The sequence below is a fragment of the Halorussus salinisoli genome (assembly GCA_005239435.1).
In the GTDB taxonomy this organism is placed as follows: Archaea; Halobacteriota; Halobacteria; order Halobacteriales; family Haladaptataceae; genus Halorussus; species Halorussus salinisoli.
On the sequence record SZNP01000008.1, the window covers coordinates 92,096 to 118,079 of the forward strand.

At 65.9% G+C, this 25,984-nt stretch carries 27 protein-coding genes and 1 pseudogene; 14 read left to right on the plus strand and 14 right to left on the minus strand.

The genetic code is table 11. The annotated features are described in order from the left end of the window. Positions 1-5: 5 nt before the first annotated feature. From E2484_RS20535 to E2484_RS20555, 5 genes are all read left to right on the plus strand, one after another. Complete coding sequence (locus tag E2484_RS20535; protein ID WP_137287062.1) at positions 6-857, plus strand: electron transfer flavoprotein subunit beta/FixA family protein; 852 nt, start codon at positions 6-8, stop codon at positions 855-857. A 23-nt stretch (positions 858-880) separates the two neighbouring features. Next, positions 881-2,443 carry an electron transfer flavoprotein subunit alpha/FixB family protein gene (locus E2484_RS20540; protein ID WP_137287188.1) on the plus strand — a complete coding sequence of 521 codons (1,563 nt, stop codon included), beginning with the start codon at positions 881-883 and terminating at the stop codon, positions 2,441-2,443. Then, on the plus strand, positions 2,436-4,103 hold the full coding sequence (locus E2484_RS20545) for an FAD-dependent monooxygenase (protein WP_137287063.1): 1,668 nt from the start codon (positions 2,436-2,438) through the stop codon (positions 4,101-4,103). The genes E2484_RS20540 and E2484_RS20545 overlap by 8 nt, the downstream gene beginning before the upstream one ends. A 16-nt stretch (positions 4,104-4,119) precedes the next feature. Then, positions 4,120-4,518, plus strand: a complete 399-nt coding sequence (locus tag E2484_RS20550) for a hypothetical protein (RefSeq protein ID WP_137287064.1) — start codon at positions 4,120-4,122, stop codon at positions 4,516-4,518. 294 nt (positions 4,519-4,812) lie between these two features. Beyond that, positions 4,813-5,544, plus strand: a complete 732-nt coding sequence (locus tag E2484_RS20555) for a GNAT family N-acetyltransferase (protein WP_137287065.1) — start codon at positions 4,813-4,815, stop codon at positions 5,542-5,544. Positions 5,545-5,627: 83 nt separating this feature from the next. On the opposite strand, the gene E2484_RS20560 is transcribed toward E2484_RS20555, so the two are convergent. Then, positions 5,628-5,834: a dodecin family protein gene (locus tag E2484_RS20560; RefSeq protein WP_137287066.1), complete on the minus strand. Its 207-nt coding sequence runs from the start codon at positions 5,832-5,834 to the stop codon at positions 5,628-5,630. 627 nt (positions 5,835-6,461) lie between these two features. On the opposite strand from E2484_RS20560, the gene E2484_RS20565 reads away from it, so the two are divergent. Then, positions 6,462-7,643, plus strand: a complete 1,182-nt coding sequence (locus tag E2484_RS20565; RefSeq protein ID WP_137287067.1) for a redox-regulated ATPase YchF — start codon at positions 6,462-6,464, stop codon at positions 7,641-7,643. A 99-nt stretch (positions 7,644-7,742) separates the two neighbouring features. After that, positions 7,743-8,288, plus strand: coding sequence for a hypothetical protein (locus tag E2484_RS20570; RefSeq protein ID WP_137287068.1), 546 nt, complete (start codon positions 7,743-7,745; stop codon positions 8,286-8,288). 1 nt (position 8,289) lies between these two features. Here E2484_RS20570 and E2484_RS20575 read toward each other — a convergent pair whose 3' ends face one another. After that, positions 8,290-9,222 carry an alpha/beta fold hydrolase gene (locus tag E2484_RS20575; RefSeq protein ID WP_137287069.1) on the minus strand — a complete coding sequence of 311 codons (933 nt, stop codon included), beginning with the start codon at positions 9,220-9,222 and terminating at the stop codon, positions 8,290-8,292. A gap of 53 nt (positions 9,223-9,275) precedes the next feature. On the opposite strand from E2484_RS20575, the gene E2484_RS20580 reads away from it, so the two are divergent. Continuing rightward, positions 9,276-9,707 carry a hypothetical protein gene (locus E2484_RS20580; protein WP_321112836.1) on the plus strand — a complete coding sequence of 144 codons (432 nt, stop codon included), beginning with the start codon at positions 9,276-9,278 and terminating at the stop codon, positions 9,705-9,707. Between the two features lie 89 nt (positions 9,708-9,796). Here the strand turns inward: E2484_RS20580 and E2484_RS20585 are convergent, their stop codons facing one another. From E2484_RS20585 to E2484_RS20610, 6 genes are all read right to left on the minus strand, one after another. After that, positions 9,797-10,435, minus strand: coding sequence for a DUF7282 domain-containing protein (locus tag E2484_RS20585; RefSeq protein WP_137287070.1), 639 nt, complete (start codon positions 10,433-10,435; stop codon positions 9,797-9,799). Positions 10,436-10,646: 211 nt separating this feature from the next. Then, complete coding sequence (locus tag E2484_RS20590; protein WP_137287071.1) at positions 10,647-11,498, minus strand: UbiA family prenyltransferase; 852 nt, start codon at positions 11,496-11,498, stop codon at positions 10,647-10,649. 72 nt (positions 11,499-11,570) lie between these two features. Beyond that, on the minus strand, positions 11,571-11,765 hold the full coding sequence (locus E2484_RS20595; RefSeq protein WP_137287072.1) for a hypothetical protein: 195 nt from the start codon (positions 11,763-11,765) through the stop codon (positions 11,571-11,573). Positions 11,766-12,015: 250 nt separating this feature from the next. After that, positions 12,016-13,137: a pyridoxal phosphate-dependent aminotransferase gene (locus E2484_RS20600; RefSeq protein WP_137287073.1), complete on the minus strand. Its 1,122-nt coding sequence runs from the start codon at positions 13,135-13,137 to the stop codon at positions 12,016-12,018. Between the two features lie 85 nt (positions 13,138-13,222). Further along, positions 13,223-13,762, minus strand: a complete 540-nt coding sequence (locus tag E2484_RS20605; RefSeq protein ID WP_137287074.1) for a CBS domain-containing protein — start codon at positions 13,760-13,762, stop codon at positions 13,223-13,225. A 196-nt stretch (positions 13,763-13,958) separates the two neighbouring features. Continuing rightward, complete coding sequence (locus E2484_RS20610) at positions 13,959-14,336, minus strand: DUF555 domain-containing protein (protein WP_137287075.1); 378 nt, start codon at positions 14,334-14,336, stop codon at positions 13,959-13,961. 610 nt (positions 14,337-14,946) lie between these two features. On the opposite strand from E2484_RS20610, the gene psmB reads away from it, so the two are divergent. Next, positions 14,947-15,675 (plus strand): archaeal proteasome endopeptidase complex subunit beta, encoded by a 729-nt coding sequence (psmB, locus tag E2484_RS20615; RefSeq protein WP_137287076.1) that lies wholly within the window; start codon positions 14,947-14,949, stop codon positions 15,673-15,675. A gap of 72 nt (positions 15,676-15,747) precedes the next feature. On the opposite strand, the gene E2484_RS20620 is transcribed toward psmB, so the two are convergent. Genes E2484_RS20620 through E2484_RS20635 form a run of 4 tightly spaced genes read right to left on the minus strand, consistent with a single transcriptional unit; the run spans position 15,748 to position 19,195 of the window. Then, on the minus strand, positions 15,748-17,295 hold the full coding sequence (locus E2484_RS20620) for a hypothetical protein (protein ID WP_137287077.1): 1,548 nt from the start codon (positions 17,293-17,295) through the stop codon (positions 15,748-15,750). 48 nt (positions 17,296-17,343) lie between these two features. Beyond that, the gene (locus E2484_RS20625; protein WP_137287078.1) at positions 17,344-17,928 is read right to left on the minus strand and encodes a hypothetical protein; all 585 of its coding nucleotides are present in this window, start codon (positions 17,926-17,928) and stop codon (positions 17,344-17,346) included. Continuing rightward, a complete protein-coding gene (locus tag E2484_RS20630) occupies positions 17,921-18,355 on the minus strand; it encodes a CopD family protein (protein WP_137287079.1) in 435 nt (144 codons plus the stop codon). Before E2484_RS20630 ends, E2484_RS20625 begins: the two co-directional genes overlap by 8 nt. Beyond that, positions 18,356-19,195: a hypothetical protein gene (locus E2484_RS20635; RefSeq protein WP_137287080.1), complete on the minus strand. Its 840-nt coding sequence runs from the start codon at positions 19,193-19,195 to the stop codon at positions 18,356-18,358. It lies immediately after the preceding gene. A 398-nt stretch (positions 19,196-19,593) separates the two neighbouring features. Here E2484_RS20635 and ligA point away from each other — a divergent pair, with 398 nt between their 5' ends. Continuing rightward, positions 19,594-21,324 (plus strand): ATP-dependent DNA ligase LigA, encoded by a 1,731-nt coding sequence (gene ligA, locus E2484_RS20640; RefSeq protein WP_137287081.1) that lies wholly within the window; start codon positions 19,594-19,596, stop codon positions 21,322-21,324. A gap of 487 nt (positions 21,325-21,811) precedes the next feature. Continuing rightward, on the plus strand, positions 21,812-22,318 hold the full coding sequence (locus E2484_RS20645; RefSeq protein ID WP_137287082.1) for a hypothetical protein: 507 nt from the start codon (positions 21,812-21,814) through the stop codon (positions 22,316-22,318). Positions 22,319-22,407: 89 nt separating this feature from the next. Here the strand turns inward: E2484_RS20645 and E2484_RS20650 are convergent, their stop codons facing one another. Continuing rightward, positions 22,408-23,481, minus strand: coding sequence for a sodium:calcium antiporter (locus tag E2484_RS20650; protein ID WP_137287083.1), 1,074 nt, complete (start codon positions 23,479-23,481; stop codon positions 22,408-22,410). 132 nt (positions 23,482-23,613) lie between these two features. Between E2484_RS20650 and E2484_RS20655 the strand changes: the two genes are divergently transcribed. Continuing rightward, positions 23,614-24,261, plus strand: coding sequence for a class I SAM-dependent methyltransferase (locus tag E2484_RS20655; RefSeq protein ID WP_137287084.1), 648 nt, complete (start codon positions 23,614-23,616; stop codon positions 24,259-24,261). A gap of 35 nt (positions 24,262-24,296) precedes the next feature. Here E2484_RS20655 and E2484_RS20660 read toward each other — a convergent pair whose 3' ends face one another. Next, positions 24,297-24,641, minus strand: a complete 345-nt coding sequence (locus E2484_RS20660) for a hypothetical protein (RefSeq protein WP_137287085.1) — start codon at positions 24,639-24,641, stop codon at positions 24,297-24,299. 216 nt (positions 24,642-24,857) lie between these two features. Here E2484_RS20660 and E2484_RS25820 point away from each other — a divergent pair. Together E2484_RS25820 and E2484_RS25825 are read left to right on the plus strand one after the other, a co-directional pair. Continuing rightward, a pseudogene (locus tag E2484_RS25820) lies at positions 24,858-25,418 on the plus strand (cation:proton antiporter domain-containing protein); the annotation flags it as partial. A 122-nt stretch (positions 25,419-25,540) separates the two neighbouring features. Further along, positions 25,541-25,981, plus strand: coding sequence for a cation:proton antiporter domain-containing protein (locus tag E2484_RS25825; RefSeq protein ID WP_394347935.1), 441 nt, complete (start codon positions 25,541-25,543; stop codon positions 25,979-25,981). The last annotated feature ends 3 nt before the right edge of the window (positions 25,982-25,984 follow it).

A 25,984-nucleotide genomic window follows, 5' to 3' on the forward strand; every position in this document is an offset into this window, starting at 1 on the left:
TATCGATGCACTCGGTAGTGTTGACGAAGGGCGTCCCCGACTTCCGTGAGGGACAGGTGTCGTTCGACGAGGACGGCCACCTCGAACGCGGTGCGACCCCTACGGTGATGAACCCCAACGACGAGTTCGCGCTACAGGCCGCCCTCCAGACGAAAGTAAAGCAGGGCGGTCGGGTCAGCGTGATGAGCATGGGACCGCCCGGCTACGAGAGCGTGCTGGAGGAGGCGATGAGCGTCTACGCCGACGACCTCTACCTGCTGTCGGACCGGGAGATGGCCGCGGCCGACACGTGGTCCACCTCCATCACGCTCTCGGCGGGCATCGAGAACATCGACGGCGACCCCGACATCGTCTTCGCGGGGTTCAAGACCGCGGACGGCGAGACGGGCCAGACCGGCCCGCAGACCAGTTGGTGTCTCGACCGGCCCATCGTGACTCACGTCATCTCGCTGGAGGTCGACGAGGAGGAAGGCCGACTTCGCGCGAAGCGACTCGTGGAGGGCGACGTGGACGAGATAGAGACCGTCGAGGCTCCCCTGCCCGCGTTCGTCGTGACCGACCCCGAGTTCGAACCCTCGTATCGGCGGGCCGAGCATCGACTCCGCCACAAGCGACTCAGGAGCGAGACCGAGGACCGCGTCGAGAACTACGAGGACCACCTCACGTCGTGGAGCGCCGAGGAGCTCGACCTCGACCCCGACTTCATCGGACTCGACGGGTCGCCGACCATCGTCTCGGGCGTGGACCCGATTCCGAAGGCTCCCTCCGAGCGCGAGGCGACGATGGTCGAACCCGACGACGAGGCGGGGATGGAGCAGGTCCTCGAAACGATGCGGCCACTCGCGGGAGGTGACTGACCGTGGCCGACGAGAACGCCGACGTGGACCTCGACCCGAGCGAGTACACGGTAGACGAACTGAAAGAAAAGCTCGCGGCTGTCGAGAACCCCTCGGACCTCGACGCCGTGCTGGCCGCCGAGCGGGAGGGCGACGACCGTAAGACCGCCAGAGAGGCCATCCAGCGCCGGATCGACGAGCTGGAGGAGGAGACGGAAGGCGGGCCCGCCGACACCGACCACGAGGAGGAGTACGCGGACGAAGGCGGCACCGACGCGCCCGAAACCGCCGGCGGTAGCGACGAGGGCGAAACGGAGACCGAGGGCGACGAGGCGGAAGTCACCTACGAGGTCGAGAACCAGACCCGCGACAAGAAGCACGTCCGGGCGCTGAAGAACGGCGACTACCGCGACATGTGGGTCTACTGCGAGACCCAGGGCGGCGAACTCCTCGACGTGTCCAAGGAGATGCTCGGCAAGGCCCGTGAACTGATGGACGCCTACAACGACGAGTACGAAGACGAGCGCGTCGTCGGCGTCCTCGTCGGCGACGAGGGGATCACCGACCTCGCCGACGACGTAGTGGCGTACGGCTCGGACGTGGCCATCTACCACGAGGACGACCGACTCGAACGATTCCGCCACAAGCCCTACACCGAAATCGTCGCGGACATGGCCCGCGGCGGGGCGGAACCACCGAACTGGGAAACCGGCGACCCCGGCACGGAACCCACCGCGGAGTGGCGCGACTACGACAAGCCCCGCTACTTCCTCTTCCCGGCGACCAACAACGGCCGGGACCTCTCGGCGCAGGTGCAGGGCGAACTCGACTCCGGGTTGGCCAGCGACTGCTCGGGACTGACTATCGAGGAGGAACTCGTCTCGAACCCGGTCAAGACCGGCGAACCCGGCGAGAAGGTGGAGTTCGAGCGCGTCCTGCACATGAAGCGCCCGGACTTCTCGGGCTTCGAGTACTCCACCATCCTCTGTCTCGACAACCCCGGCCGGGAGTTCCACCCGCAGGGCTGTTCGGTGATTCCCGGCAGTTTCGACCCCATCGAACCCGACTACGACCGCGAGGGAGAGGTCGTCGAACACGACCTCGAACTCGAAGACGACTGGTTCCGGGTCGACGTGACCGAGTTCGACCGCCTCGACGAGGGTGTGGACCTCACGGGTCACGAGGTCGTCGTGGCCCTCGGCCGCGGCATCGGCGACGACCCGACGAAGGGCATCGAACTCGGATTGGACCTCGTGGACGCCTTCGACGACGCCGCGTTCGGACTCTCGCGCGGCGTGGTCACGGCCTCCTACGACGTGGACGGCCACGTCGCCGACTACGTGGCCGAGGAGCGCCAGATCGGCGAGACCGGCCAAGAGGTCGCCCCCGACCTCTACATCGCGGCCGGAATCTCGGGCGCGGTCCAGCACAAGGTCGGGATGGACGAGTCGGACACCATCGTCGCCATCAACACCGACCCGGACGCCCGGATTCGGGACTTCAGCGACTACTTCATCGAGGGCGACCTGTTCGAGGTGCTTCCCCGCCTCGTCGAGTCCATCGAGGAGGGCGAACTGACGATGAAAGCGGAGGCAAGCGATGACTGACGACTACGAACACTACGAGGCGGTCGTCGTCGGGGCCGGTCCCGGCGGGGCCGCGGCGGCGGCGGTACTGGCGCGAAACGACGTGGAGACCCTCGTACTCGAACGCGGGGTCGAAGCCGGGTCGAAGAACGTGACGGGCGGACTCATCTACGCCGAGGAGTCCGCCCCGTACACCATCGACGGACTGTTCCCCGACTTCCGAGAGGAAGCCACCGAACGACCGGTGACCGACTACTACCTCCACAACGTCGCGGGAGAGAAGGTCAAGACCTTCGACATCACCGACCTCCACGAACACGACACCGAGTGGTCCGACGCGGTGCTGCGCCGGAAGATGGACTCGTGGATGGCCGACCGCGTCCACGAGATGGCCAGCGAGACCGGCGGCGGTCTCCTGACCGACGTGCGAGTGAACGGCCTGCTCCGGGAGGACGGCGAAATCGCCGGCGTGACCTGCGACGAACTCGACCCGATTCGGGCCGATCTCGTCGTGGCCGCCGACGGCGTGAACTCCGAGCTGGCCCGCGACGCGGGCCTGATGGACTGGGAGGACCCCGACGAGTGGTTCCAGGGCGTCAAAGCCGTCGTGGACGTGCCCGAGGACGTCATCGCCGAGCGGTTCGGCGTCGGCGAGGACGAGGGCGCGGCCCACCTCTTCTCGGGCGACCTGTTCGAGGACGTTCGCGGCGGCGGGTTCGTCTACACGAACGAGGATTCGCTGTCCATCGGGTCGGTCTTCCACCTCGACAGCATCGTGGAACAGGAGGCCGAACCCCACCAGTTGCTCGACAACCTGCTCACCCATCCACTGCTCGCCGACTGGCTCGAAGGCCACTACGACGAAGTGGAGTACAGCGCGAAACTGGTACCCGACTCGAAGAAGGCCGCGCTTCGGTCGCCACACGAGGGTCGCCTCCTCGTCGTCGGCGACGCCGCCGGGCAGATGCAGGCCCAGGGCCCAATCATCAAGGGGATGAACCACGCCGTGAGCGCGGGCGCACTCGCGGGCGAGGCGTTCGCGGAGGCGAAGTTACGCGGTGAACCGGACCAGGCGGGTGACCTCTACGAGCGAAAGCTCCGCGACGAGGGCGTCATGGGCAAACTCAGACCCAAGGGGTATCGGGTCGCCAGCGCGCTCGGCGAGCGCGATTCGGTGGCGAATCTGACCGACTCGCTCCTCACCTCGTCGGTCGGCCGAACCGCAGTCTCGCTGTTCGGCGGGACGCTGGAGCGACTCTACTCGTCGCCGACCCTCTCGCAAATCGTGCCCGACACCCGGACGCCCTACGTCACGCTGCCGACCGTCATCGCCGAGGAACTGGGCGAGCGCGTCTCGGGCGAGGCCGACTTCGAACCGAAGGACCTCGCCGCGCGCATCGGCGACCTGACCTACGACACCGACGTGGGCAACCCCCACATCGAGTTACGGGACGCCTCGGTCGAGGCCAGCGGCGCGGCCGTCTACGCCTGTCCGGTCAGCGCGAGGGACTTCGGCGGCGGGTGCTACCGCGAGGAGACGGTCAAGACCAACGGGAGCGAACAGAAGCGCGTAAGCCTCGACACCCAGCCCTGCGTCGAGTGTGGAACCTGCGCGGTGGTCGCCGATACCGACTGGGAACATCCTCGCGGCGGCAAGGGCGTCGAGTACAAGGAAGGCTGAGGACGCTTGCGACACCATGAGCGACTACCGCGACCGAATCGCCGCCCTCGCCGAGCGCGCCCGGGCCGACCGTCGGGCGTTCGACCCGCCCGCCGACCCGCCAGACGACGAGCGTGCCGTGGGCTACCTCCGGGACGGCGTCGGCGAAGTGGTCGCGGTGTACGTCGAGGCCAGGACCGGCGAGTACGTGCCACTCGACGCCGAGGAGATGGACGGACTGGAACAGGCGATGAACGACTGGTTGGAACTGTACGCACGGTGTCACGGCCGCGAAGTAGAGGCCGAGTTTACGGTCCGGGAGGTCGCGGAGGGCGTCGTCGAGACCCGCGACGTGGTCACGACGGCGCAACTGCTGACCGGCGTTCCGGACAGGGAGTCGGGAGTCGCGTGGCGGTCGAGCAGTCGCAGTCGATAGGCGAACGACAGGCCGACCAGACCACGGGTTCCGCCTCGCCGACTGACCGACTTGGGCGGGACTGAAAGGGGCCGCCCGGTCGCGGTCACGCGAGCGAAACGAGTGTGACCGCGACCGGCGAGGGCCTTCTGCCCGTTTGCCTCGTAGTTTCTGTGACGGTTCGTAGCGAACGATTGGGAGTTTTCCAAACTGCGCTCCACATCGAAACGGGCAGCGTTGCAGTGAGTACAGTAAAAACACCCCGTCCGAACGCGAGAAAAGATTAAGTGACCTCGGAGTGTGTTATCATTGAACATGAAGTTCTCGGAAACGCTGGAGTTCGAACACGAAGACCGGAAACGCATCTACGAGTACGTCGAGAGTCACGGCGAGGTAGACGCCGAGGAGACCCGCGACCGGTTGCACGTGGACCCCGGCGGGTTCCGCCACCACGTCGCCATCCTGAAACGCGACGGCTATCTGGAGGAGCACGACGGGAAGTTGCGGGCGTCCTTCGAAGAGGGCGCGGCCGAGGAGTACGAGACCGAGGGCGTGGAGTTCACCATCCGGCCAGCGCGACAGGAGGACCTCTCGGGCATCGTCGGCGCGATTCGCCGGGTCGCCGAACAGGGAAGCTACATCGTCGCCGAGAGCGTAGCCGACGAAATCGACCACGACGAGGCGCTGCTCCGGCACAACGAAATCGAGTCCCGAATGTTCTTCGTCGCCACCGTGGACGACGACGTGGTCGGGTGGGTCCACCTCTACGCACCGGAGCTCGACAAGTTGTCCCACACCGCGGAGTTGACCGTGGGCGTTCTCGACAACTATCAGGGCCTCGGCATCGGGAGCCACCTGCTCGAACGCGGCCTGGAGTGGGCGGCCACGAACGGCTACGAGAAGGTCTACCAGAGCGCGCCCTCGACCAACGAGTACGCCATCGAGTTCCTGAAAGAACACGGCTGGGAGACCGAGGCGGTCCGCGAGAACCACTACAAGATAGACGACGAGTACGTGGACGAAGTGATGATGGCGGTGGAGTTGTAGCGAAACGAGGTCCGACTGCAAAAATCCGTTTCTCGGTCGGTTTCCTCCCGTTCTGCGTCGGTCTCGCTCGCCCGTGGTCCGGCCTACTCGCTGTGTACCGGGAACGCGACCTCGACGGTCGCGCGATACTCGGTGATTTCGTCGTTCTCGACCTGCGCAGTCCAGTCCTCGACTTCGATTCCGGAGATATCGTCGATGGTCTTGTTGGCCTCTCGGAAGGCTTCTTCGGCGGCCGTCTGCCACGATTCCTCGGACGTGCCGGTGATCTTGACGATTTTAACTGCCGTCATGGCTACAGGCGCTACGACGGGATTCGTGTAGCGTCTTGTGGCCGCCGAGAAGGGACGGTATCCCGTGGGCCGGTCCGGAACGAGTGGAAGGTGGTGAGAAGGTAGTTACTCCGTGAGCAAAGGAGTTACCGCACGGCACCCCACCGTCACCGCACCATCACCGCACCGTCACCCCACCGTCACCCCTCCGTCACCGCGGGCCTCACGCCTCCCCACCCTCCTCGTTCACTCCCTCCGGTCGTTCACTCGTCCCTCGCGCGCCGTGGCGCGACCCAAACCGCGGGTCGCGCCAGCGCGCGCCGGGAGTCGAAATACAATTCTACACGTGGTAAGAAATTACATTTCTTTTCTAAACATATATTTAGGATTTCCTCTCGTACCTGCTTCCAGCTATCGAACGGCTGGTAGACCGTCCGGCAGGTAGCACCCGGTGGAACCGAGAACGCCGGGTGAAGGGGTCACGCGGTCGCGGGCCAGCGACCGTGTGGGGCTTTCGAAACCTACCTCTCCGTAGCCTCTATAGACGTTCCTGACACGACTCCAGTTCGTATCGACCGGACGTGGGGACGGAAAACCCGAACCTACAGAATCGAAAAGCAATTCCCCCAAACGCCGGTAGTCTCTCGCATGATTTCCATCGCGCTGGCGGGCAAACCCAACGCGGGCAAGTCCACCTTCTACAAGGCCGCGACGATGGCCGACGTGGACGTGGCCAACTACCCGTTCACGACCATCGACGCCAATCGCGGCGTGAGTCACGTACGCACCGACTGTCCCTGTCTCGAACGCGACGAGCGGTGCGGCGACGAGAACTGCCACGACGGCAAGCGATACGTCCCCATCGAACTCCTCGACGTGGCCGGACTCGTCCCCGGCGCGCACGAGGGCCGCGGCCTCGGCAACCAGTTTCTGGACGAGTTGACCAACGCCGACGCGATCGTCAACGTCGTGGACGCCTCCGGGGGCACCAACGAGGAGGGCGAACCCGTCGAAATCGGCACCTACGACCCGGTCGAGGAGGTGGACTTCATCGAGGAGGAGATGGACCAGTGGCTGGCGAGCATCGTCGAGCGCAACTGGGAGAGCGTCGAGCGCAAGTCTCGGTCGCCCGACTTCGACATCGACGACGCCTTGGCCGACATGCTGACCGGGTTCGGCGCGACCGAGGCCGACGTGGCCGCCAGCCTCCGCGAGTTGGACTACCCCGACGACCCCATCCAGTGGACCGACGACCACCGCGAGGCGCTCGCCCGCGACGTGCGCGCCCGGACCAAACCCATCATCCTCGTGGCGAACAAGGCCGACGTGGCTCCCCCGGAGAACATCGAACGCCTGAAGGAGACCGGCAAGCCCGTGATTCCGGCGACCGCGGAGGGCGAGTTGGCGCTGCGACAGGCCGAGCAGGCCGGAGCCATCGACTACGACCCCGGCGACGACGACTTCGAGGTGGTCGGCGACCCGAGCGACGACCAGCAGGCCGGACTCGAAAAGATTCGAGAGGTCATGCACGAGTGGGGCGGCACGGGCGTCCAGCAAGCCCTGAACACAGCGGTCTACGACCTGTTGGACCAGATCACGGCTTACCCGGTCCAGAACGAGACCAAGTGGACCGACGCGAAGGGGAACGTCCTGCCCGACGCCTTCCTCCTCCCCCGCGGTTCGACGCCGAAGGACCTCGCGTACGCGGTCCACAGCGACATCGGTGACGGCTACCTCCACGCGGTCAACGGGAAGACCAACCGAGACATCAGCGACGACTACGAGTTGGACGAGGGCGACGTGGTGAAAGTCGTCAGCACGGCGAAGTAACCGCGGCTACACTCCCCGCTCGACCCGTATCTTCCCTCCAGCTACCGACTCTCAGTAATCTTACGCGGCGTTTTTCCACTTCGCTGCCGCACAGAGACCATGGTATCCGTCGACACAGACCTCGCGGACGAGTTGTCCCACCACGACGATTTCTTCACCGCCCGGGAACTCGTCCAGTACCTCGAGCGCCATCATCCCGTCGAGGGTCCCGGCGTCCCCCGCGACCTCGTGGAAGCCTACGCCGAGGAGTTGGAGTACGACCGGGACCGATTCGAGACCTCGCTCGACGACCGACTCACCGACGCCCGGACGTGGCAACCCGGCGACCGCCTCTACCGAATCGACGGAAACCTCAGTATCTACCCCGTCTCGTGGCACGAACGACTCGCCGACACCACCGACCTCTCGGAGTACGTGAATGTGATGCTGGAGAGCGTGAAAGCGCCCGAAGCCGTCGAACTCGACCGGAGCGACCTGGGCGTCACGCAAGACGACCTGCTGACGGCGGTCGAGATTATCGGCGAGATGGACAGGGGTGCCGCCCGAAAAACCCTGAAAAATCAGCGTCTAGAGGGCTCCATCGTCCTCTACGCCTTCCAGAACCCCGAGGAAATCGTTCGGCTGCCCCAGGAACGCCGGGAGTGAGTCACTCTCGGAGGAACTCCACCAGGAGTTCGTTCACCTTCTCCGGCCTGTCGTTTTGAACCCAGTGGGTCGCGTCGGGCAGTCGTTCGACGCGCAGGTCCGGCACCCACTGCTCCAGTCCTCCGGTCAGTTCCACGCCCAGCGCGGGGTCCCGCTCGCCCCAAATCAGCAGGGTCGGCACGCGAACCCGGCGCTGGCGGTCCTCCCTGCCGACCAGGCTTCGAAGCTCTCGAACCAGATTCTCGCGGAAGAGCGCCCGGTAGTAGCCGATGGCCGAGGCGAGAGCGCCCGGCCGGGAGGCGGCCTCGCGGTAGCGACGCAGGTCGTTCTCGTCGAAGGTGCCGGGGTTCGCGGACTCGGCGAGCAGTTCCCCGACCTTGGCGGCGTTCCGCGCGCCGAGGAACGTCTCCGGAAGCGTCGGCATCTGAAACCAGAGCATGTACCACGACCGTCGCCACTGGTCGGGGTTGCGCGTGAGTTCCCGCCGGAAAGCGGCCGGATGCGGCGCGTTGAGGACGGCGAGTCGCTCGACCAGTTCGGGGTGACGAATCCCGACTTCCCACGCTATCACGCCGCCCCAGTCGTGGCCGACGACGTGGGCTTGCTCCCGGCCGAAGTGTTCGATTAGCCCGGTCACGTCGCCGACCAACTCGTCCATCCGGTAGCTCTCGACGCCGTGGGGTTTCTCCGAGCGGTTGTACCCCCGCATGTCGGGCGCGACGACTCGGTAGCCCGCGTCGGCCAGCGCGGGAATCTGTTCGCGCCACGAGTACCAGAACTCCGGAAATCCGTGCAGGAGAATCACCAGCGGGTCGTCCTCGTCGCCCGCCGCGACGTAGTGGAGGCGCAGGTCGCCGACGACTGCTTGCTCGTGAGTCCAGGAGCGGTCGGCGTCGGGCGGTATCGTCTCGCGCTCGCGTCCCTCGGTTGCCATACCGAACGTGTGCGCGACAAACGATTAAATCTTGAGGCGTTCGAAGTATCGACATGACCGACGCTGATGCGGTCGCTGACCGCGTGTCTGACCCTCCGCCAGACGACTCCGAAGTCTTCTCGGTCCCTATCGACGCCCCGCAACCGAGTCAACTCTACCTGAACGGGTTGAAACTCTCGTTCGTGACCCAGTGGTTCGACTTCGCGAACCCCAACTACGACCCCCTTCCGGTCCGGCGAATCGGCGGCGACTGGACGCTGACCGACGGTCACACTCGCGCGTTCGTCGCTTCGCTCTCGGGTGCCGACGAACTCCGGGTCGTTCGGGACACCGACGACCTGCCGATGGACGTCTACCGAGCGTGCGTGCGGTGGTGCGACGAGGAGGGCGTCACCGAGATTGCGGACCTCGCGGGACGAGTCGTGAACCACGAGGACTTCGAAGAAAAGTGGGTCGAACGGTGTCAGGCGTTCGCCGACCGATGAGTTCCGGACTCCGTGGTCGGTAGACCTCTGCAGTCGTGGAACCGAACCCAAAGAAATTGGAACAGCTCTGTCGAATCGACTCTCGGCGACTACGTCTCCTCGGTCGTGGTCTCGTCTCCCTCGACGGTGGTCGTCTCGCCCGCGTCCTCTTCGACGGTCACGTTCGCCCAGTCGGTGACGGCCTGCCCATCCATCGTGTAGGGGTCGTCGGCCTCGGGGAACTCGTACTGCTGGTTGTCGTTCGTGTCCTGATGGGGCATCGCGATCAGAACCTGACTCTCTTCGAGCGGTTCGTCGAGTTCGACCGTCACGTTCTCGTGGACGCCGGGTTCGAGGTACGTCGAGTTTCCGAGGACCGCACCGGCCGTGTACCGCTGGGTCTCCGCTCCGGCCGCGACGGTGGTCTCGGTACCCATCTCGGTCTCCACCTCGGTTTCCGTCCCTATCTCGGTCGTCGTCTGGGCAGCGCCCTCGGCCTCGTGAATCACGACGAAGCCTCCTTCGGGAACGACGACCTCCTCGACTACGACGACGGTACCGTTCGAGGTCTGATTCTCGAAGGTGACGTTCGCGGGCTCGGCCACCGTGGTCGTCTGCATCGCCGTGGTCGTCTCCTGTTCCGCGGCCACGTCTGTCGTCGCCTGCGGGCTAGCACCTAGCGCCAGCGCCGCCGACGTTCCCATGGCGAGCATCGCCACTACTGCTACGAGTGTTATCTTTCGAGTCATCGAGGCACCTCGTCGGTCACCACTATCGAATCGGGAAAGAAAGGGCCCTATCGTTTAGACACTGAACGAGCGACTACTCGGCGGCTAAGTTGAATCTAACTCGTCGTAACTCGAATTGCACAGACGCAGGCCGGCGTTTCCCACCTACGGGGCCGGATTACGGCTCTTCGCCGGTCCGTAAAACGTTAGTTTCCTCACAGTATCGCCGTCGTCATCCCAGCGGCCGGAACCACACCGCCACCAGCAGGAACGCCAGGAAGACGTACGACCCACGGACCAGCAACATCGTCGCCAGTTCCGGGTCGGCCCTGCGGGCGACTCCGGCGACGACCCCGAACCCGGCGACGGCGGCGACGCTGCTCGGCGGGAACACCGCGAGGGTGGCGAACGCGACCACGAGCAGGAGTGCGGTCGCCATCAGCGCGTAGGCCGCGATCCTAGCTCGCCCCGGGCCGACCGTGACCGCGACGGTGTGCTTCTGGATGGACCTGTCGTAGTCGAAGTCCTGGGCGTCGTCGATGACCTTCACGCCCGAGAGCAGGACGAGGAACACGGCGGCGAACGCGACAGGCACCGCGGTCAGCGTCCCGGCTTGCACGTAGTAGCCGCCGAGGATGGCGAGCGCGATGCCGAGCGGGTAGCCGGTCGTCGCGGTCACTGGATTGGTGTCGAGTTGGGGAGCGTGGTGGTAGGCGACCAGCCACGTCGGAAGGGTCAGCAGGGCCGCGCCGACTCCGGCGACGACCCAGAGCGCGAGCAGGCAGACGAAGAACAGCGCGGTCGAACCGGCGAGCGCGGCCTTACACCCCCACTCGGACAGCGGATGGTCGTCGTCCTCGTCCCGGACGTAGAAATCGACGTAGCCGTCCTTGACGTGGGCGGTGTAGACCGCCGCGAAGATGGCCGTCGTGTGGGTGAGACCCGCCAGCGGAGCGAACGCGCCCGCCAACACGCCGCCGAACAGCGAGCAGGCGACCGGCGGGAGCATGAACACGGGGTGGACCTGCGACGCGAGCGCGCGGGCCGCGGGAACGACGCCGGACTCCCGGCGCGAGATGGGCATGGTGCCAGTAGACGGGAGCGAGACGCATAAAATCTCAGGCGCGATTCATCACCGAAGCGCGAAAATACTCCGCTACCGACGCCAGAGTGCGTAGCCTCCGAGCGTCAGCGCCGCGCCCGCCACCAGCGGCGCGAGGACGAACAGCGGGTGGAACGGTGCGCACCCGTCGCAGTTCGACCCCGTCGCGTCGAGATGGAACTCGACCGCGAGCGCGATGACTCCCAGCCCGGCGACGAACGACATCCGCGCTAGCGCGTTCGACTTCACGTTCGTTGACGACTCACAGGTGACATAAACCCGTCGTTCGAATCTGTCGGGGTCACTGATAGATGTCTTGAGGCTCCTATAGCGGTCTTAGACTTGTCTAAGTATTCCTATTATATCTCTATTTGATTGCGCACGGTGAGGGGGGAACGCTCATCGACCAAACGTCGTTCGGTATCCCAAACGTCGTCGCTCGGACGTGACGCCCGCGGGCGTCGCGCTCGCCGGGGGCGCGACGAGAAGACCCGGCCGTTTACAGCGTCGCGTTCGTCGCCTCGCGCATGACCTCGATGGCCTCCTTCAGCGTCCCCATGTCGGTCGCGTAGGAGATGCGGGCGTAGCCCTCACCGTGGTCGCCGAACGCCTCGCCGGGGACGACGACGACGCCGCGGTCCAGCACCTCGTCCACCCACCCGTCGGGCACCTTCGGCATGGCGTAGAACGCGCCCTTCGGCGTCGGGCAGTCGAGACCCATGTCCGAGAAGCCGTCGAGCAGGACGTCGCGGCGCTCCTCGAAGGCGGCGACCATCTCGTCTACGGGGTCCTGCGGGCCGGAGAGGGCGGCTTCGGCGGCGAACTGCGCCGGAGCGGAGGCGCAGGCTTGCACGTACTGGTGGACCCGGAGCATGCGCTCGATGCGGCGCTCGCTTCCGGCGACCCATCCGAGTCGCCACCCGGTCATCGAGTAGGTCTTCGAGCAGGCGTTGACGACGACCACGTTGTCCGACTCGGCGTAGGTCATCGGCGAGCGATGCTCGCCGTCGAAGACGATGTGTTCGTACACCTCGTCGGAGATACAGAGGACGTCGTGTTCGTCGGCGATGCGGGCGAACTCCCGCACGTCCTCCTCGCTCTGGACCGCGCCGGTCGGATTGGCGGGGCTGTTGACGATGAACGCAGCGGTGTCGTCCGTGATGGCCTCCTCGACCGCCGCGGGGTCCAAGGTCAGGTCCTCGCGGAGGGCGACCGGTTTTGGCGTTCCGCCAGCGATGTGGGTCAGTGCGTCGTAGGAGACGAATCCCGGGTCGGGGAAGACGACCTCCTCGCCCGCGTCCACGTGGGCCTCGATGGCGAGGTGGAGCGCCTCGCTCCCGCCCGCGGTGGCGACGAGGTTCTCCGGCGGGACCGAAAAGCCGTTGTCCCGGTCGTGCTTCGCGCTGATGGCCTCCCGGAGTTCGCGCGTTCCCTTGTTGGAGGTGTAGGCGTCGGCCTTCCCCTCCTCGATGGCCTCGACTGCGGCCTGCCGGGCGTGTTCCGGCGTCGGGAAGTCGGGTTGCCCGAGACCTAGGTTGATGGCGTCCTCGCCCGCCGCCTCGAACACTTCGCGGATACCGCTAATCGACACCTGCTCGACTCGCTCGGAGAAGTCCGTCATGGTCTCAAGTGCAGTTGCCGGTACGATAATTGTTGGTGTTTCGACGCTGACTTTTGCCGGGAGACGGGACCGCGCGAAACGGTGGCTACGACAACCGCGCCGCGATGTCGGCTTCCGTGATGATCCCTACCGTGCTTCCGCGCTCGGTGACGACGACCGCCTTGTTGTGGCCGAGGTCGGTGCTGAGTTCGTCGAGCGTAGCGTTGCGCGACTTGGTGGGGAAGCTCTCGCCCATGAACTCCGAGACCGGCTGGTCGCGGGCGTCCTCGCCGACGCTCATCAGGTCCTCGAAGCTGATAGAGCCGACCGGCACGCCGTCTTCGATGACGGGCATCTGCGAGAAGCCCTCCTCCTGCATCTTCGAGACGGCTCGGCTCACCGAGTCGTCGGGACCGACGCTGACCACGTTCTCGTGCATCAGGTCGCCTGCGCGGACGATGTCGCCTTCGGACTCTTCCAGCGCGTCCACGATGTGCCGGAGCGTCGAGAGCCGAGGGTCCACGTCACCGCCCTCGATTCGCGCGATGAGAGGCTGGGAGACGCCCGCGCGGTCGGCCAACTCGCTCTGAGTCAGGCCGAGTTCGGTCCGGCGTTCCCGGATGTCTTGGGGCGTCGGTAGTTCCATATTCTCGGATAACTACGGGTTATAGATAAAGCTTCGGACTACGCGCCGGGGTGGTGTCGAGAGGTCGGAAGAAAGACCGACTCCGAGAAGACGAGGTAGAAAGCCCCACCCGATAGTGGTCGGCCGGTCTGTCGTCGCGTCTCCGAACACCGACCCGCGCCGAACCCGGAAGTGCGGTCGCTCCCCGGCTAACTGTCTACTCGTCGCCGCCGAGTTCGATCTCTTCGTCTTCCTCGTACTCGATGGTCTCCACGACTTCGAGGGGAACGTCCCGGAGCGCGCCGCCGATTTCGCTCTTGGCGATGCGCTGGGCGTGTTCCTCGCTGTCGGCGTTGAACACCTTCATTTCGAGGAGTAGGCCCACCAGCGCGGTCCCGGCCGCGATGAACGCCGAGTCGAACGGTTCGCCGCAGGCCGGACACCCGGTCGCGCCGACTTCGACCTCCACGTAGTCCATCTCCTGGTCGTTCAGTCGCTTTCCGGCCTCGCTGACCGCGACGCCGATGGCGTCGTCGATGTCCTCTACGTCGCGCACCAACCATGCCGCCTCCATCGCAACGAGATAGTTGCTCATACCCGAGGGTCGTGCCGTGATGTTTCGTGTCTTTCGGTTTGGGAGTGAACGCCGCCGCGACGCGGCCGGAACCGCGCGCCGACCGCGCACGTAAACCGGATAATTCTCATAAGTTATGCGTACACCCGGTGTCGCCAAGCCGGTGCCTACGTCCGCGCGGGTCGGTATCCCGTCCCTTTTGGACATAACTCAAGCAAATTTGAATCGCAAGAGGGCGGCCACCTGAAACTCAAATATAGTTCATTATGGAATATATCTTTCAATAATCCTTTTATACCCAGTTGGCCGACCCTCGGTCGAGGTACGAACTCCGATGCCCACCCGGATTCACCGTGCGACCCTGTTCGCCCTGTATCAGCTAAGCGTCGCAGCTAGCATCCTGCTACTGCCACTCGCGATCGCAACCAGACAAGTCGGCGTCACGCTCCCCGCCCACCGAGTCGTAAGCCGACTCGAGCAGGCCTACGACACGACGAGGTAAGCGCGCAGTTTTTCGGCCGCGAATCCACCGAAGAGCCGCGGCTCCAGCAATTCCGGCCGGAACTCGGACGCCGTCCCCCATTCGCCCGAAGAGTGGGTTTTATCAGTACTGGCGAACTACAAACAGCCAATGCGTAGCCCAATGCACGGTTCAGACTTCTCCCAGAACACCGCGCGTCTCGAAGCCGACGACACGAACCCGTACGAGCCGGAACTCGGTTCGCTCCCGAATCGCTCGGTCGACGCCGAGGACATTCAGGAGCTGAAGACCGGAACCACGACCATCGGTCTGACGACGGCCGACGGCGTCGTGATGGTCACCGACCAGCGAGCGAGCCTCGGCCACATGGTCTCCTCGAAGACGGCCAAGAAGGTCGAAGCGGTCCACCCGACGGGCGCACTCACCATCTCGGGGTCGGTCTCGGCGGCCCAGTCGCTCATCCGAACGCTCGAAGTCGAGAACAACCTCTACGAGACTCGCCGCGGCGAGGACATGAGCATGGAAGCGCTCTCGACCCTGACGAGCAACCTCCTGCGCTCGGGCGGTTTCCTCATCACGGTCCCGGTCCTCGGCGGCGTGGACTCCGAAGGCGGTCACATCTACTCCTACGACGCGCTCGGCGGCGTGACCGAGGAGACCTACAGCGTCTCCGGGTCCGGGTCCCAGTTCGCGCTCGGTGTCCTCGAACAGGACTACCACGAGGACCTCAGCCAGGACGAGGCCCGCGAAGTCGCCATCCGCGCGCTCAAGAGCGCGGTCGAACGCGACACCGCCTCCGGTAACGGTATGTGGCTCGCCGAAATCGACGAGGAAGGCGTCGAGATTTCGGACTACGAAGACTACGACGAAGCGCTGTAAACCGATACGGCCTTTTTCTGCGGTCGTCGCTCGCGGTGATGTGTGACACGTCGGACGTGAGACCGACGGCTCTCACTCCTCGCGGGTCATCTCGGTGTCTCCGCGACCCACCCAATCCGCGAACGTCCCGTCGATGAGCGTCTCGCTCTGCATCTCGATGTACTCGTTCTGCATCCCGTACACCGCCTCCTCGAAGTCCGCACCGTCGGCCAATCGCTCTCGAACGCGCTCGCGCTTCCAACTCGCCGGAGTCAGCCGGTGGCGGGCGCGCTGACGGAGCGGGTAGAGGTACTTGGCGGCTTCCTCGTCGCTGAGGCCCCGCGACTGGAGTCCGTCCTTCGCGTGGGCGAAGATGTCCTCGTACACCGCCTCGTGGTCGGTGGTCTCCTCGCCGCCGTTCGTGATCCAGTAGAGGTCGGCGTCGAGACCCTCGGCCATCGCGTCGTAGAAGTTGTCCTTGGCGACCACCCAGTCGAGTTGTCGGACCGGGTGTTCGCGCCGGAACATCGACTCGACGAGTCCGGCGAACGCGGCCTGAAACGCGATGGAGTCCCGGACCGTGGGCTGGGCCGAGATGGGCCGGAACTCGATGCGGGCGTTGGCCGACGACCGAGTGGCCCCGCCGAACACCGGCCGGACCCACCGCCAGTAGGTGCCGTGTTTGAGCCTGAAGTGGGCGAACTCGTCGTCGAATCGGTCGCTGGTCTCGACCGGCATCGGAACGATGGTGCGGTCGGCGGCGATTCGCTCGACGGCCTCCTCGACGCTCGCCACGTCGCGCGGGAATCGCACCTTGTCGGAGTCGTCGCCGTCTCGGTTGAGTACCGTCTCGAAGACGCTGATTCGGTTCTCGTCCCAACCGTCGGTCAGAATCTCGTCTGGGTCGGCGTCGTCGGCGTAGAGGTCCGGCGGGAAGAACGGGGAGTTGACTCCGAGCGCGAGCAGGGGACCGGCGATGCGAATCGCGTACTGGAAGTAGGTCGGCAGGTCGCGGGCGTGGGGCACCTGATAGTGGGGTTGGATCGAGGTGATGAGGCTCTCGGGCATCACCGTGTCGGCTTCGAGGTCCACGTGAGGGGCCTCCAGTTTCATCCCGGCCTGCGCGTCGGAGTTGGCCATCGCGTGGTAGCGGACCGAGTCGCTCATGTTCGAGGCGATTCGGACCCCGCGGTCCTCGACGCTCCCGGTCAGATACTCCCGGGCGGTCTCGCCCTCGGGCGGAATGGTCCACATGGCGTCGCTGACCAGTCGCATCCCCTCCGCTCCGGTTCGGTCCTCGGCGGCCGAGAGGCGGGCTTTCACCTCGGCCTCCTGCGCCGCCAACCCGTGGGGGTTCAGCGGTTGGGGACTGGTAGACATCTCGGCGTTGTGGAGTCCCAACTCCTTCTCGAAGCCGATGAGTTCGAGGAGTCGCCGGGGAACACGCTTCAGTGCGGCCGTCTCGGCGTCGACCGCGTAGAACTCGTACTCGAAGCCGATGATGGCCTGCGGGTTGTCGAAGGTTCCCTCGTCGACTTCCTCGACGATGACCTCGGCGTCCGCTTCGACCTGCGATTGGAACTCGTCGGGGTCGACCGAAAGCACGTCTTCGACCTGCTCCGCGAGGTCGGACTCGGGCATACGCGGTACGTCACACGGAGTTCCCTTGAATCCACGGGCCAGCGGTTGTCACACCGTCTCGTCCGATTCCTCTCGCTCCGCCTCCGGCGCGGACTCGGGCGCAGATGCGGGTGCGGGCGCGAGACCTCTCGCGGCCCGGAACAGCGCGAGGTCGAGGACGGCGAACACCACGCCGACGATGGCACCGATCCCCAGCGCGAGGAGCGTCCCGATTCCCCCGGCGACGAACAGGAACGCGACGGCGTCGATTTCGAGAGACGCGTTCAGAGCGACGAAACCGACGAACAGCACCCAGAAGAAGAGGACGCCGTTCACGCCGCCCCACTTCCCGCCGACTCCGACGACGGCGAGTGCCGAAGTACCAGTCTCGGAGGCGGTGTCCGTCTCGGAGGTGGCGTCGGCCACCGCACGGAGGACGCGCCGGGTGGTCCACCACGTTCCCGCCCAGAGGACGAGGTAGAGACCGAGACCGAAGAGCGTGTCGAGACCGCCGAGCAGGTCGCCGAGGGTTCCGGCGAGGTAGAAGGCCGTGACGAGAACCGCGACCAGCGTGGCGGTGTGGAACGACGCGAGCGCCCAGACGACGAGGGAGTCGTCGCCGCCACGCCAGAGCGAAGCCGAGTTCTCACCCATGCGCCAGCACCTCCGCCAGTGCGACCACCGTCGCGAGCGAGAGCGCGGTCGCGCCGTAGGCGACTCGGAGGGTGTCCGTCTCCTGACCCGACCCTTCGGTCGCCTCGGCCCGGCGATACCGGTGGACGACGAGCGTCCGGACCAGCGAGAGCGCTAGCACGGTCAGCACCAGGAGTAGCTTCGCCGCGAAAACCGTCCCCCAGCGCGTCTCTACGGTAGGGACGTAGGGTGCGAGGCTCCCGAGGTTGCCGACGCCGGTCATCACGAGGACGCCGATCGCGGCCCAGAAACCGCGCTCGTAGGCCACGGCAGTTCTGACCGCGGCCGAATCCGACGCGGCGTCCTGCCGGAACAGCCACCACGTCAGGGTCGCGCCGCCGAGGACGAGCGCCATGCCGAGGACGTGGAGCAGGCGGACTGCCAGCATCTATCGTCCCTCCCGGCGGATTTCCGAGGGAGAACTCGTCTCGGCGCCGTCCACGTCCGCGACGAACTCGGTCGTGGCGAAGGTCAGCGCGAGCGCAATCGGTGCCGACGTCACCGCGCCGACGAGGACGCCGACCGCGCCCAGATTGACGACGAAGGCGGAGGCGACGAGCGAGATTGCGACGACGAACACCAGGTAGCCCGCACCGTAGGCGAAGTACGGACCGCCCGCGAGCGCCCAGTCGTAACTCCGAGCCAGCGCCTCCGCCACCGAGGCGTCGGCGACCACGACCAGGTAGGGTGTCGCGTAGAAGAGATACGACAGCAGGAGGAATCCGAGGACGAACAGGAGACCCAGTGGCGGAGCGACCGCCGTGACGGTGACGGCCCCGAAACCGACGAGTCGGACGAGTGCCACGAAGACGACCACCGGCAGGAAGTACCGGCGGACGTTCGCCGCGAAGTCGTACTGGCCGGTCCGGAGGAGTTCGCGGACGCTCCCGAGCAGGCCGGCGACGAGCGCGGCCTGCACCGGAATCAGGACGGGCAGGAGCCAGAGCGTCGACGAGACGTGGACCCCGGGTTCCCGACCCGGGAGGCTCACGAACGTCCAGAGGTCGGGGAGCGCCGAGGGAAATCGGAACGCCACGCCGAAGTTGTACCCCTCGGCAGAGCGAACTCGCCGGACGTTGTCTGACGCGAGCAGACTGGACAGCAGCGGAACCAGCGCCAGCGCGAGGTTCCCCATCGCGCGTTCCCAACCGACCGCGAGTCGGGTTCCGAACGACCGCGAGTCGGGCGGCGTCGAGGAATCGTCGGGCGTCGGGTCGGTGGAGGGCATCGTTCCAGACTGGCTCACTCCGGCGCGAAAAGTGTTGCCCCGAGAGAACTATCGGGCCGTCAGAACTGTATCGTGCTTCGCTGGGTTACCACCTCGGCGCGAGCGAAGCGAGTGCAGGCACGTCGGCGCGAACCTCCGACGGCGGTCGTGGATGCGGCCGCCGAGGATGGGGTGGCGTGAGGCTCTCGCGGTGCTGTGCGGGGCAGTGCTGTGCGATTGCGGTCTTCCGTGGCTCGAGGAGTAGTTAGCTCTCCCGACGTTCGCCATCCTCTCGACGTGTTCCACCATTCTCTGTACTATTCTCCAGTAGACCGAGAACGCCAGCACTGCTACGACGGGACGGACGCTCGCGGAGAGAGTCGGGGTTTTTAAATTCAGACGGTAACTACTCTCGCCCGATGGAGTTCGGGGAGTTCGCCGACACGGCCGCCGAAATCGAAGCGTTGAGCGCCGACACCGACATCGCGGCGCGAGTAACGACGTTGTTCGAGAACGCCAACGACGACCTCCCCGTCTTGTCCCGGTTCGTGCAGGGCCGCGTCTTCCCGGCGTGGTCGTCCCGAACCCTCGACATCGGGCCGAGTTACTGCTACGAGGCCGTCGCGCGGGCCGCCGGGACCAACGTCTCGGCCGACGACGTGGAGGCCCGACTCGCCGACGTAGGCGACATCGGCGAGGTGGCCGCGAGCTACGACTTCGGCGGCCAGCAGGGTCTCGGAGCCTTCACCGGCGGTGGCGGGAGTGGCAGTGGCGGAGGTGACGGAGCGAACGACCTCACGGTCGCGGAAGTCGCCGAGGAACTCGACGCGCTCGCCGAGGCCCAGGGGTCGGGGAGTCAGGACAAGAAGATAGACATCCTGTTCGGACTGTTCAACCGGGCGAGCAGCGACGAAGCCCGATATCTCGCCCGACTCGTCCTCTCGGAGATGCGTATCGGCGTCGGCGAGGGCACGGTTCGGGACGCCACGGCGCAGGCGTTCGACGTGTCGGTCGAATCGGTCGAGCGCGCGCTTCAGGTGTCGAACGACTACGGCGAGGTCGCCCGCGTGGCGCGCGAGGAGGGCGAGGACGGACTCGAGGCGATGGACCTCGAACTGGGCCGTCCGGTGCAGGCGATGCTCGCGCAGGCCGGGGCCGTGAGCGACGCGCTCGACGACTGGGACGAGGCCGCCGTGGAGTGGAAGTACGACGGGGCCCGCGTCCAGATTCACCACGACCCCGAGGGTCTCGAGTGGGCGGGCGGAACCGAACCTGCCGCCGACCGCGAGGTCGCTGTCTTCTCGCGGAACATGGAGGACGTGACCGACGCGCTCCCCGAAGTCGTGGAACACGTCGAGGAACACCTCGACGTGCCCGCGATTCTCGACGGCGAGGTGGTCGCCACCGAGGACGGCGACCCGCTACCGTTTCAGGAGGTCCTCCGGCGGTTCCGTCGGAAGCACGACGTGGCGCAGGCCCGAGAGGAGGTGGAGTTGGACCTGTTCGCGTTCGACTGCCTCCACGCCGACGGGACGGACCTGCTCCGGGCACCACTCACGGAGCGCCACGACCGACTGGAGGCGGTCCTCGACTCCGGCGTGTCCGACCTCTGGATCACCGACGACCCCGAGGAAATCGCGGCCATCGAAGCCGAGGCGCTGGAGGCGGGTCACGAGGGCATCATGCTCAAGCGCCCGAGTTCGACCTACTCGCCCGGCCGCCGGGGGAAGAACTGGCTCAAGCGCAAGCCGGACGTGGAGACGCTGGACCTCGTGGTCACGGGCGCGGAGTGGGGCGAGGGCCGCCGGGCGAGTTTCCTCGGGACCTTCCTGCTGTCGGCGCGCGCCGACGAGTCGGGCGGCGACGGCGGATTCGAGACCCTCGGCAAGGTCGCCACGGGCATCACCGACGAGGAACTCGCGGACCTGACCGAACTGCTAGAGCCACACGTCCGGACGCAGGACGGCCAGGCGGTCGAAATATCGCCGGAGGTCGTCTTCGAGGTGGGCTACGAGGAGATTCAGGAGTCGCCGACCTACTCGTCGGGCTACGCCCTCCGGTTCCCGCGATTCCTCGGGGTCCGCGACGACAAGGACCCGGAGGACGCCGACTCGCTGGCGCGCGTGGAGCGACTGGCCGACGAGCAGTGAGTTCGACCGCTTTTGCTTCTCGCTCGACGTTTCCCACTCCTTCAGCTATTCTTTCCTCCAGTTCGGCGCGTACGGGCGCGACCTCGCGGTGTCGAGGTCGCGCCCACCGCGCGAGGTCTGCGCGAGCGAACGCGAGTGCAGGCTCGGAAGACGCCGTTTGTCTGCCGGGGTCTTCAGGAACGGACGTGACCGCAGGTTCGGAGGACGTTGTTTGTCCTCCGGTGTCTTCAGGAGCGAAGTGACTGAAGACTCGTCGGAGTGTGCCTCTGACGGTGGACGAGTGAACCGAGCGAACGAGGAGGCTGGGGATACGTGAGGCCTGCGGTTGCGGTGATGAGTGGTGCGAGGCGGTGCAGTTGCTGAGACTCCGTGGTTCGAGGAGTAGCTAGCTTCTTCCGTTCTCACGGCTCCTCTCCGACACGACCGAAAAGTCAGAACTACAATATCAACACCAAGCTATTCCGTACTCAGAGTTGACAGAACACGCGTGGCCAGTTTCCGGACCAAGCGTGGCCGATGCGTGCTGACCGACGACGAACTCCGGGTGGAGTCGGGACTCTTGAGTCAGGCCAAACGCTACTGGGAGGGGAACAAGCCCCTCCTCGCGGCCTACCTCGTCGTCTACGCCGCGCTCGTCGCCGCCAGCGTCCAAGTCGTCGGCCGCGGCGACTGGACCGCGCTGGCGGTCGGCGTGGGGGTCGTGGTCGCACTCGTCGTAGTCGGACGGGCGGTCAACCGCCGCCACGGCGTCGGGTCGGCCGACCGAATCCCGCTCCACGACGTGGAGTCGGTCGCGGCGGTCGAGGGCGACGACTGGCTGACACGGCCGCGGTTCGTGGTCCGTTACTGGCGCGGCGGCGAGGTTCAGCGCCGCTACGTCATGATGCCCTCCGGGTTGCTCTCCTACGGCGAGAGCGAGTTCGAGGAGGCCAAAGCGGTGTTCCGCGACCGGGGGATTTCGGTCGAATCCGTCGGCTCGTCCGAGCGCGCCTGAGAAATAAAATTATTTATTTACAACCTATATATAATTATCTTAGAACGGTAAATATATTCTATACCTATATCCAGAGAGCTATGCCGCGGCTACAGCGCGTAGTTCGACACCCAGTAGGCCGCGTACACCGCGAGCAACAGGCCGCCTTCCGGGCGGCCGACTTTCCCCCGGAGGAGAAAGGCCATCACCAGCGCGAGCGCCACGAGGAAGAACGGCCAGTGGACCGCGAAGACCGCGTTCGAGAGACCGAGCGGGTGAACCATCGCGATGATGCCAGCGTTTGCGGTGACGAAGAAGAGCGTACTCCCGACGACGTTGCCGATGCCGACCTCCGGGCGACCCTCGCGGACGGGTTCGACCGTCAGCAGAATCTCCTCCAGACTGGCGACGAAACTCATCACGGTCGCGCCGAACGCGAGACCCACGAGTCCGAAGGCGTCCAAGATGTCGCGGGCACCCATCACCGCCAACTCCGACCCGGCCGTCATCCCGACCACGGTGAGGAGGACGACGCCGAGTTCGACCAGCCCGCGCTCGTCGTCTTCGTCCGTCTCCTCGCCCGCCCCGTCCTTACCCACGGCCTCGTCCTCGCCCGCCCCGTCCTTACCCGCGGCCTCGTCCTCGTCCGCCTCCCCGTCTTCGCCCTGTCCCTCGTCCTCGGTCGCTTTCTCCCGGACCTCTCGTACGTCCTCGGCGTCGAGATACCGGGTCGTCCGCTCGGCTTCCCACCGGTAAATCGCCCAGACGAGCGGGACGAACGCCACGAGCAACAGCACGCCGTCGGTCCGCGAGAGTCGGCCGTCAGCGCCCAGAACGAAGAGCAAGGCGGGCGAGACGGCCGTGAGAGCGAGGTACTCCCGCGGCGTCGACTCCTCGAAGGGAGCCACCACGCCCGCTATACCGACCGCCGCGCCGAGAATGAACAGGGCTTCGCCGAACACGGTGCCGACCGCCACGTCCGGAAGGTCGCCCGCCGCGGCCGCCACGCCGAGGACCGCGTTTTCGAGGTCGGTTCCGGCGAGCGCGACGGTGAGCAGGAACGTGGAGACCCCGAGTCCCACCGCGGCCTCCGCGACGTGTTCGACGAACTCCTCGACGCTCCAGACGACGACCCCGATGCCGACCAGAAAGACGAGTATCGAGACCAGCGGCGAGGCGGCCATGTGCCTCTAAAATTGTCGAGCGAGTCGGAAAAAGTCGGGGGTCGCGGTCGGTCGTCGTTCGGGCGGAACCGCTGGTTCTCGGGCCGTCCCGAAGCCGGTGGGGTTTTACGGCCACGTTCCGTTTCGATACCAGTGGATTCTAACGACGTTCGTAAGGAGTGGGCCGAGCGGTCGGGGGAGTACTCGCCGAGCTACTACGCCTACTACGGCCCGGACGAGACGAGCGACCTGATTCTGGAACTGCTCGACTCGTTCGTCGGACCGGACGCGGCCGTCCTCGAACTGGGGTGTAGTTCGGGCCGCCACCTCGCCTACCTCCACGAACACGGCTACGGCGACCTCCACGGCGTCGAAATCAACGACGAGGCCTTCGACGTGATGGACGACGCCTACCCGGACCTCGCCGACGCCGGAACCTTCTACGGCGACGCCATCGAGAACGTCGTCGCCGAGTTCGAGGACGACAGCTTCGACGCCGTCTTCTCGGTCGAGACGCTCCAGCACATCCACCCCGACGACGAGGCGGTCTTCGGCGAACTGACTCGGATTACCGACGACCTGCTCGTCACCGTCGAGAACGAGGACCGCGACGGGGACGGGGACCGCGACGAGGCCGACAGCGAGCAGGCGGCGCGGCGCGGCGTCAACTACGTCAACGAGGAGTTCCCGCTCTACTACCGGAACTGGAACCGCATCTTCACCGAGCGCGGCTTCACCGAGGTCGAACGCCGACCGACCAAGCGCGACACGCTCCGGGCGTTTCGCCCGGACGAAGACTGACGCCGACGGGACGGCGCGAAAGCGCCGTCTCGACCCTACTGGAGAAGCACCGCGAGTCCGACGACGTTCCAGACGACGAGACCGAGGCCGTAGAAGAGCAGTTTCGCTCGAAGCGAGTAGTCGGAACTCGACCCCGACCCCGGAATCATGTCCATCCCTTCGGTCAGGCCGCCCTGATTGCTGTCTTCGGCCTGCCCGAACCCCGAGGCGGGCGCGGCCCCGGCCTCGCCCGCGCCGAGGACGACGAGGATGACTCCCGACCCCGCCAGAAGCAGGAGGGTGAGACCCGAACTGTAGACCAGATACGCCGCGCCCACGGTGGCGAGTGCGGCGAGGAGGCTGTAGCGCGCGATGGGGTCTATCAGAGCGTTCCAGTTCATACGCTGATATGTGTCGGCCGACGTGAAAAGAATAGTGGAACGAGCGGCGTAACACCAACTCCTACCGGGGATTGGCCGCAATCACTTACCCTTTGCTGGGAAACGTGTTCAAACATAGTGAGTCTCGCAACCGAACTGGCGACCATACTCGGCGTTTTCGCGCTCGCGTTCGTCGTTCGCCTGCTCGTCTCGGGCGTGACCGACGTTTCCTACTCGGTGGTACTCGTCCTCGCCGGACTCGGCGTCTCCTTGCTCGGCGTCCAACCGCCGCTCGTCCTCTCGCACGACGTAATCGTGACGGTACTCCTGCCGACTCTCCTCTTCCGAGGGGCCGTCGAACTGGACCACCAGAAACTCCGGGAGAATCTCCTCGTGCCGGTCGTGCTGGTCGTGGTCGGGTTGCCGGTTTCGGTCGTTCTCCTCGGTGCAGTCGGGGTCACGGCCTTCGACTTCCCGCCGGTCGTCGCGTTGCTGTTCGCCGCGATGATCCTCCCGACCGACCCCGCGGCCGTCCTCTCGCTGTTCGAGGAGTTGGGCGCGCCCGAGCGACTGTCGGTCATCGTGGACGCCGAGAGTCTGTTCAACGACGGGGTGGCGGTGGTCGTGTTCGGCGTGTTCTTCGAGCTGGTTCGGGCCGCGCCGGGCAGGCGCGTCGACCAGCTACTGAGTGTCGCCACGGTGGTCGAACTCGGTACCGAGTTCGTCGTCGTCGGCGTGGGCGGACTCGTGGTCGGCGTCGTCACGGGCTACCTCGGCTACCGAGCGACCGAGTACGTCACCGACGATATGGTGACGGTCCTGTTCACCGCCGTCCTCGCCTACGGGAGCTTTCTGCTGGCGGCCACGTTCTCGGCGTCAGTGGCATCCTCGCCACCGTCGGAACCGGCCTGTCGATGGGGATGGCCGGTGAGTCGTTCACCGCGCGACCCGAGGAAGCCGAGTTCGTGCGTTCGGTCTGGGACACCGCCGCCTTCCTCGTCTCGACGCTCATCTACGTCCTCGTCGGCGCGCAGGTCCGACCCGCGGCGCTGACTCGCTCGCTCGGTCTCGTGGCGCTGGCGGCGGTGCTGGTCGTCGTCGTCCGCGCTATCGCCGTCTACGCGGTCGTCGGCGCGCTGAACGCGACGACCGACGAGGGCGTCCCCTACTCCTACCAGCACGTCATGGTCTGGGGCGGTCTCCACACCGTGGTTCCGGTCGCGCTCGTCCTGAGCCTCCCGGAGAACGTCCCCTTCAGGCACGACCTCAGGGTGATGGTGTTCGGTATCGCGGTACTGGGGACGGTCGTGCAGGGCCTACTGATGCCGTTCGTCCTCCACAAAACGGGCGTTGTGGGTTGACCG

Coding starts and splice junctions, on each gene's coding strand:
- E2484_RS20535 (WP_137287062.1), top strand. CDS start 6: ATGCACTCGGTAGTGTTGACGAAGGGCGTCCCCGACTTCCGTGAGGGA.
- E2484_RS20545 (WP_137287063.1), top strand. CDS start 2,436: ATGACTGACGACTACGAACACTACGAGGCGGTCGTCGTCGGGGCCGGT.
- E2484_RS20550 (WP_137287064.1), top strand. CDS start 4,120: ATGAGCGACTACCGCGACCGAATCGCCGCCCTCGCCGAGCGCGCCCGG.
- E2484_RS20555 (WP_137287065.1), top strand. CDS start 4,813: ATGAAGTTCTCGGAAACGCTGGAGTTCGAACACGAAGACCGGAAACGC.
- E2484_RS20560 (WP_137287066.1), bottom strand. CDS start 5,834: ATGACGGCAGTTAAAATCGTCAAGATCACCGGCACGTCCGAGGAATCG.
- E2484_RS20565 (WP_137287067.1), top strand. CDS start 6,462: ATGATTTCCATCGCGCTGGCGGGCAAACCCAACGCGGGCAAGTCCACC.
- E2484_RS20570 (WP_137287068.1), top strand. CDS start 7,743: ATGGTATCCGTCGACACAGACCTCGCGGACGAGTTGTCCCACCACGAC.
- E2484_RS20575 (WP_137287069.1), bottom strand. CDS start 9,222: ATGGCAACCGAGGGACGCGAGCGCGAGACGATACCGCCCGACGCCGAC.
- E2484_RS20580 (WP_321112836.1), top strand. CDS start 9,276: ATGACCGACGCTGATGCGGTCGCTGACCGCGTGTCTGACCCTCCGCCA.
- E2484_RS20585 (WP_137287070.1), bottom strand. CDS start 10,435: ATGACTCGAAAGATAACACTCGTAGCAGTAGTGGCGATGCTCGCCATG.
- E2484_RS20590 (WP_137287071.1), bottom strand. CDS start 11,498: ATGCCCATCTCGCGCCGGGAGTCCGGCGTCGTTCCCGCGGCCCGCGCG.
- E2484_RS20600 (WP_137287073.1), bottom strand. CDS start 13,137: ATGACGGACTTCTCCGAGCGAGTCGAGCAGGTGTCGATTAGCGGTATC.
- E2484_RS20605 (WP_137287074.1), bottom strand. CDS start 13,762: ATGGAACTACCGACGCCCCAAGACATCCGGGAACGCCGGACCGAACTC.
- E2484_RS20610 (WP_137287075.1), bottom strand. CDS start 14,336: ATGAGCAACTATCTCGTTGCGATGGAGGCGGCATGGTTGGTGCGCGAC.
- psmB (WP_137287076.1), top strand. CDS start 14,947: ATGCGTAGCCCAATGCACGGTTCAGACTTCTCCCAGAACACCGCGCGT.
- E2484_RS20620 (WP_137287077.1), bottom strand. CDS start 17,295: ATGCCCGAGTCCGACCTCGCGGAGCAGGTCGAAGACGTGCTTTCGGTC.
- E2484_RS20625 (WP_137287078.1), bottom strand. CDS start 17,928: ATGGGTGAGAACTCGGCTTCGCTCTGGCGTGGCGGCGACGACTCCCTC.
- E2484_RS20630 (WP_137287079.1), bottom strand. CDS start 18,355: ATGCTGGCAGTCCGCCTGCTCCACGTCCTCGGCATGGCGCTCGTCCTC.
- E2484_RS20635 (WP_137287080.1), bottom strand. CDS start 19,195: ATGCCCTCCACCGACCCGACGCCCGACGATTCCTCGACGCCGCCCGAC.
- ligA (WP_137287081.1), top strand. CDS start 19,594: ATGGAGTTCGGGGAGTTCGCCGACACGGCCGCCGAAATCGAAGCGTTG.
- E2484_RS20650 (WP_137287083.1), bottom strand. CDS start 23,481: ATGGCCGCCTCGCCGCTGGTCTCGATACTCGTCTTTCTGGTCGGCATC.
- E2484_RS20660 (WP_137287085.1), bottom strand. CDS start 24,641: ATGAACTGGAACGCTCTGATAGACCCCATCGCGCGCTACAGCCTCCTC.
- E2484_RS25825 (WP_394347935.1), top strand. CDS start 25,541: ATGGCCGGTGAGTCGTTCACCGCGCGACCCGAGGAAGCCGAGTTCGTG.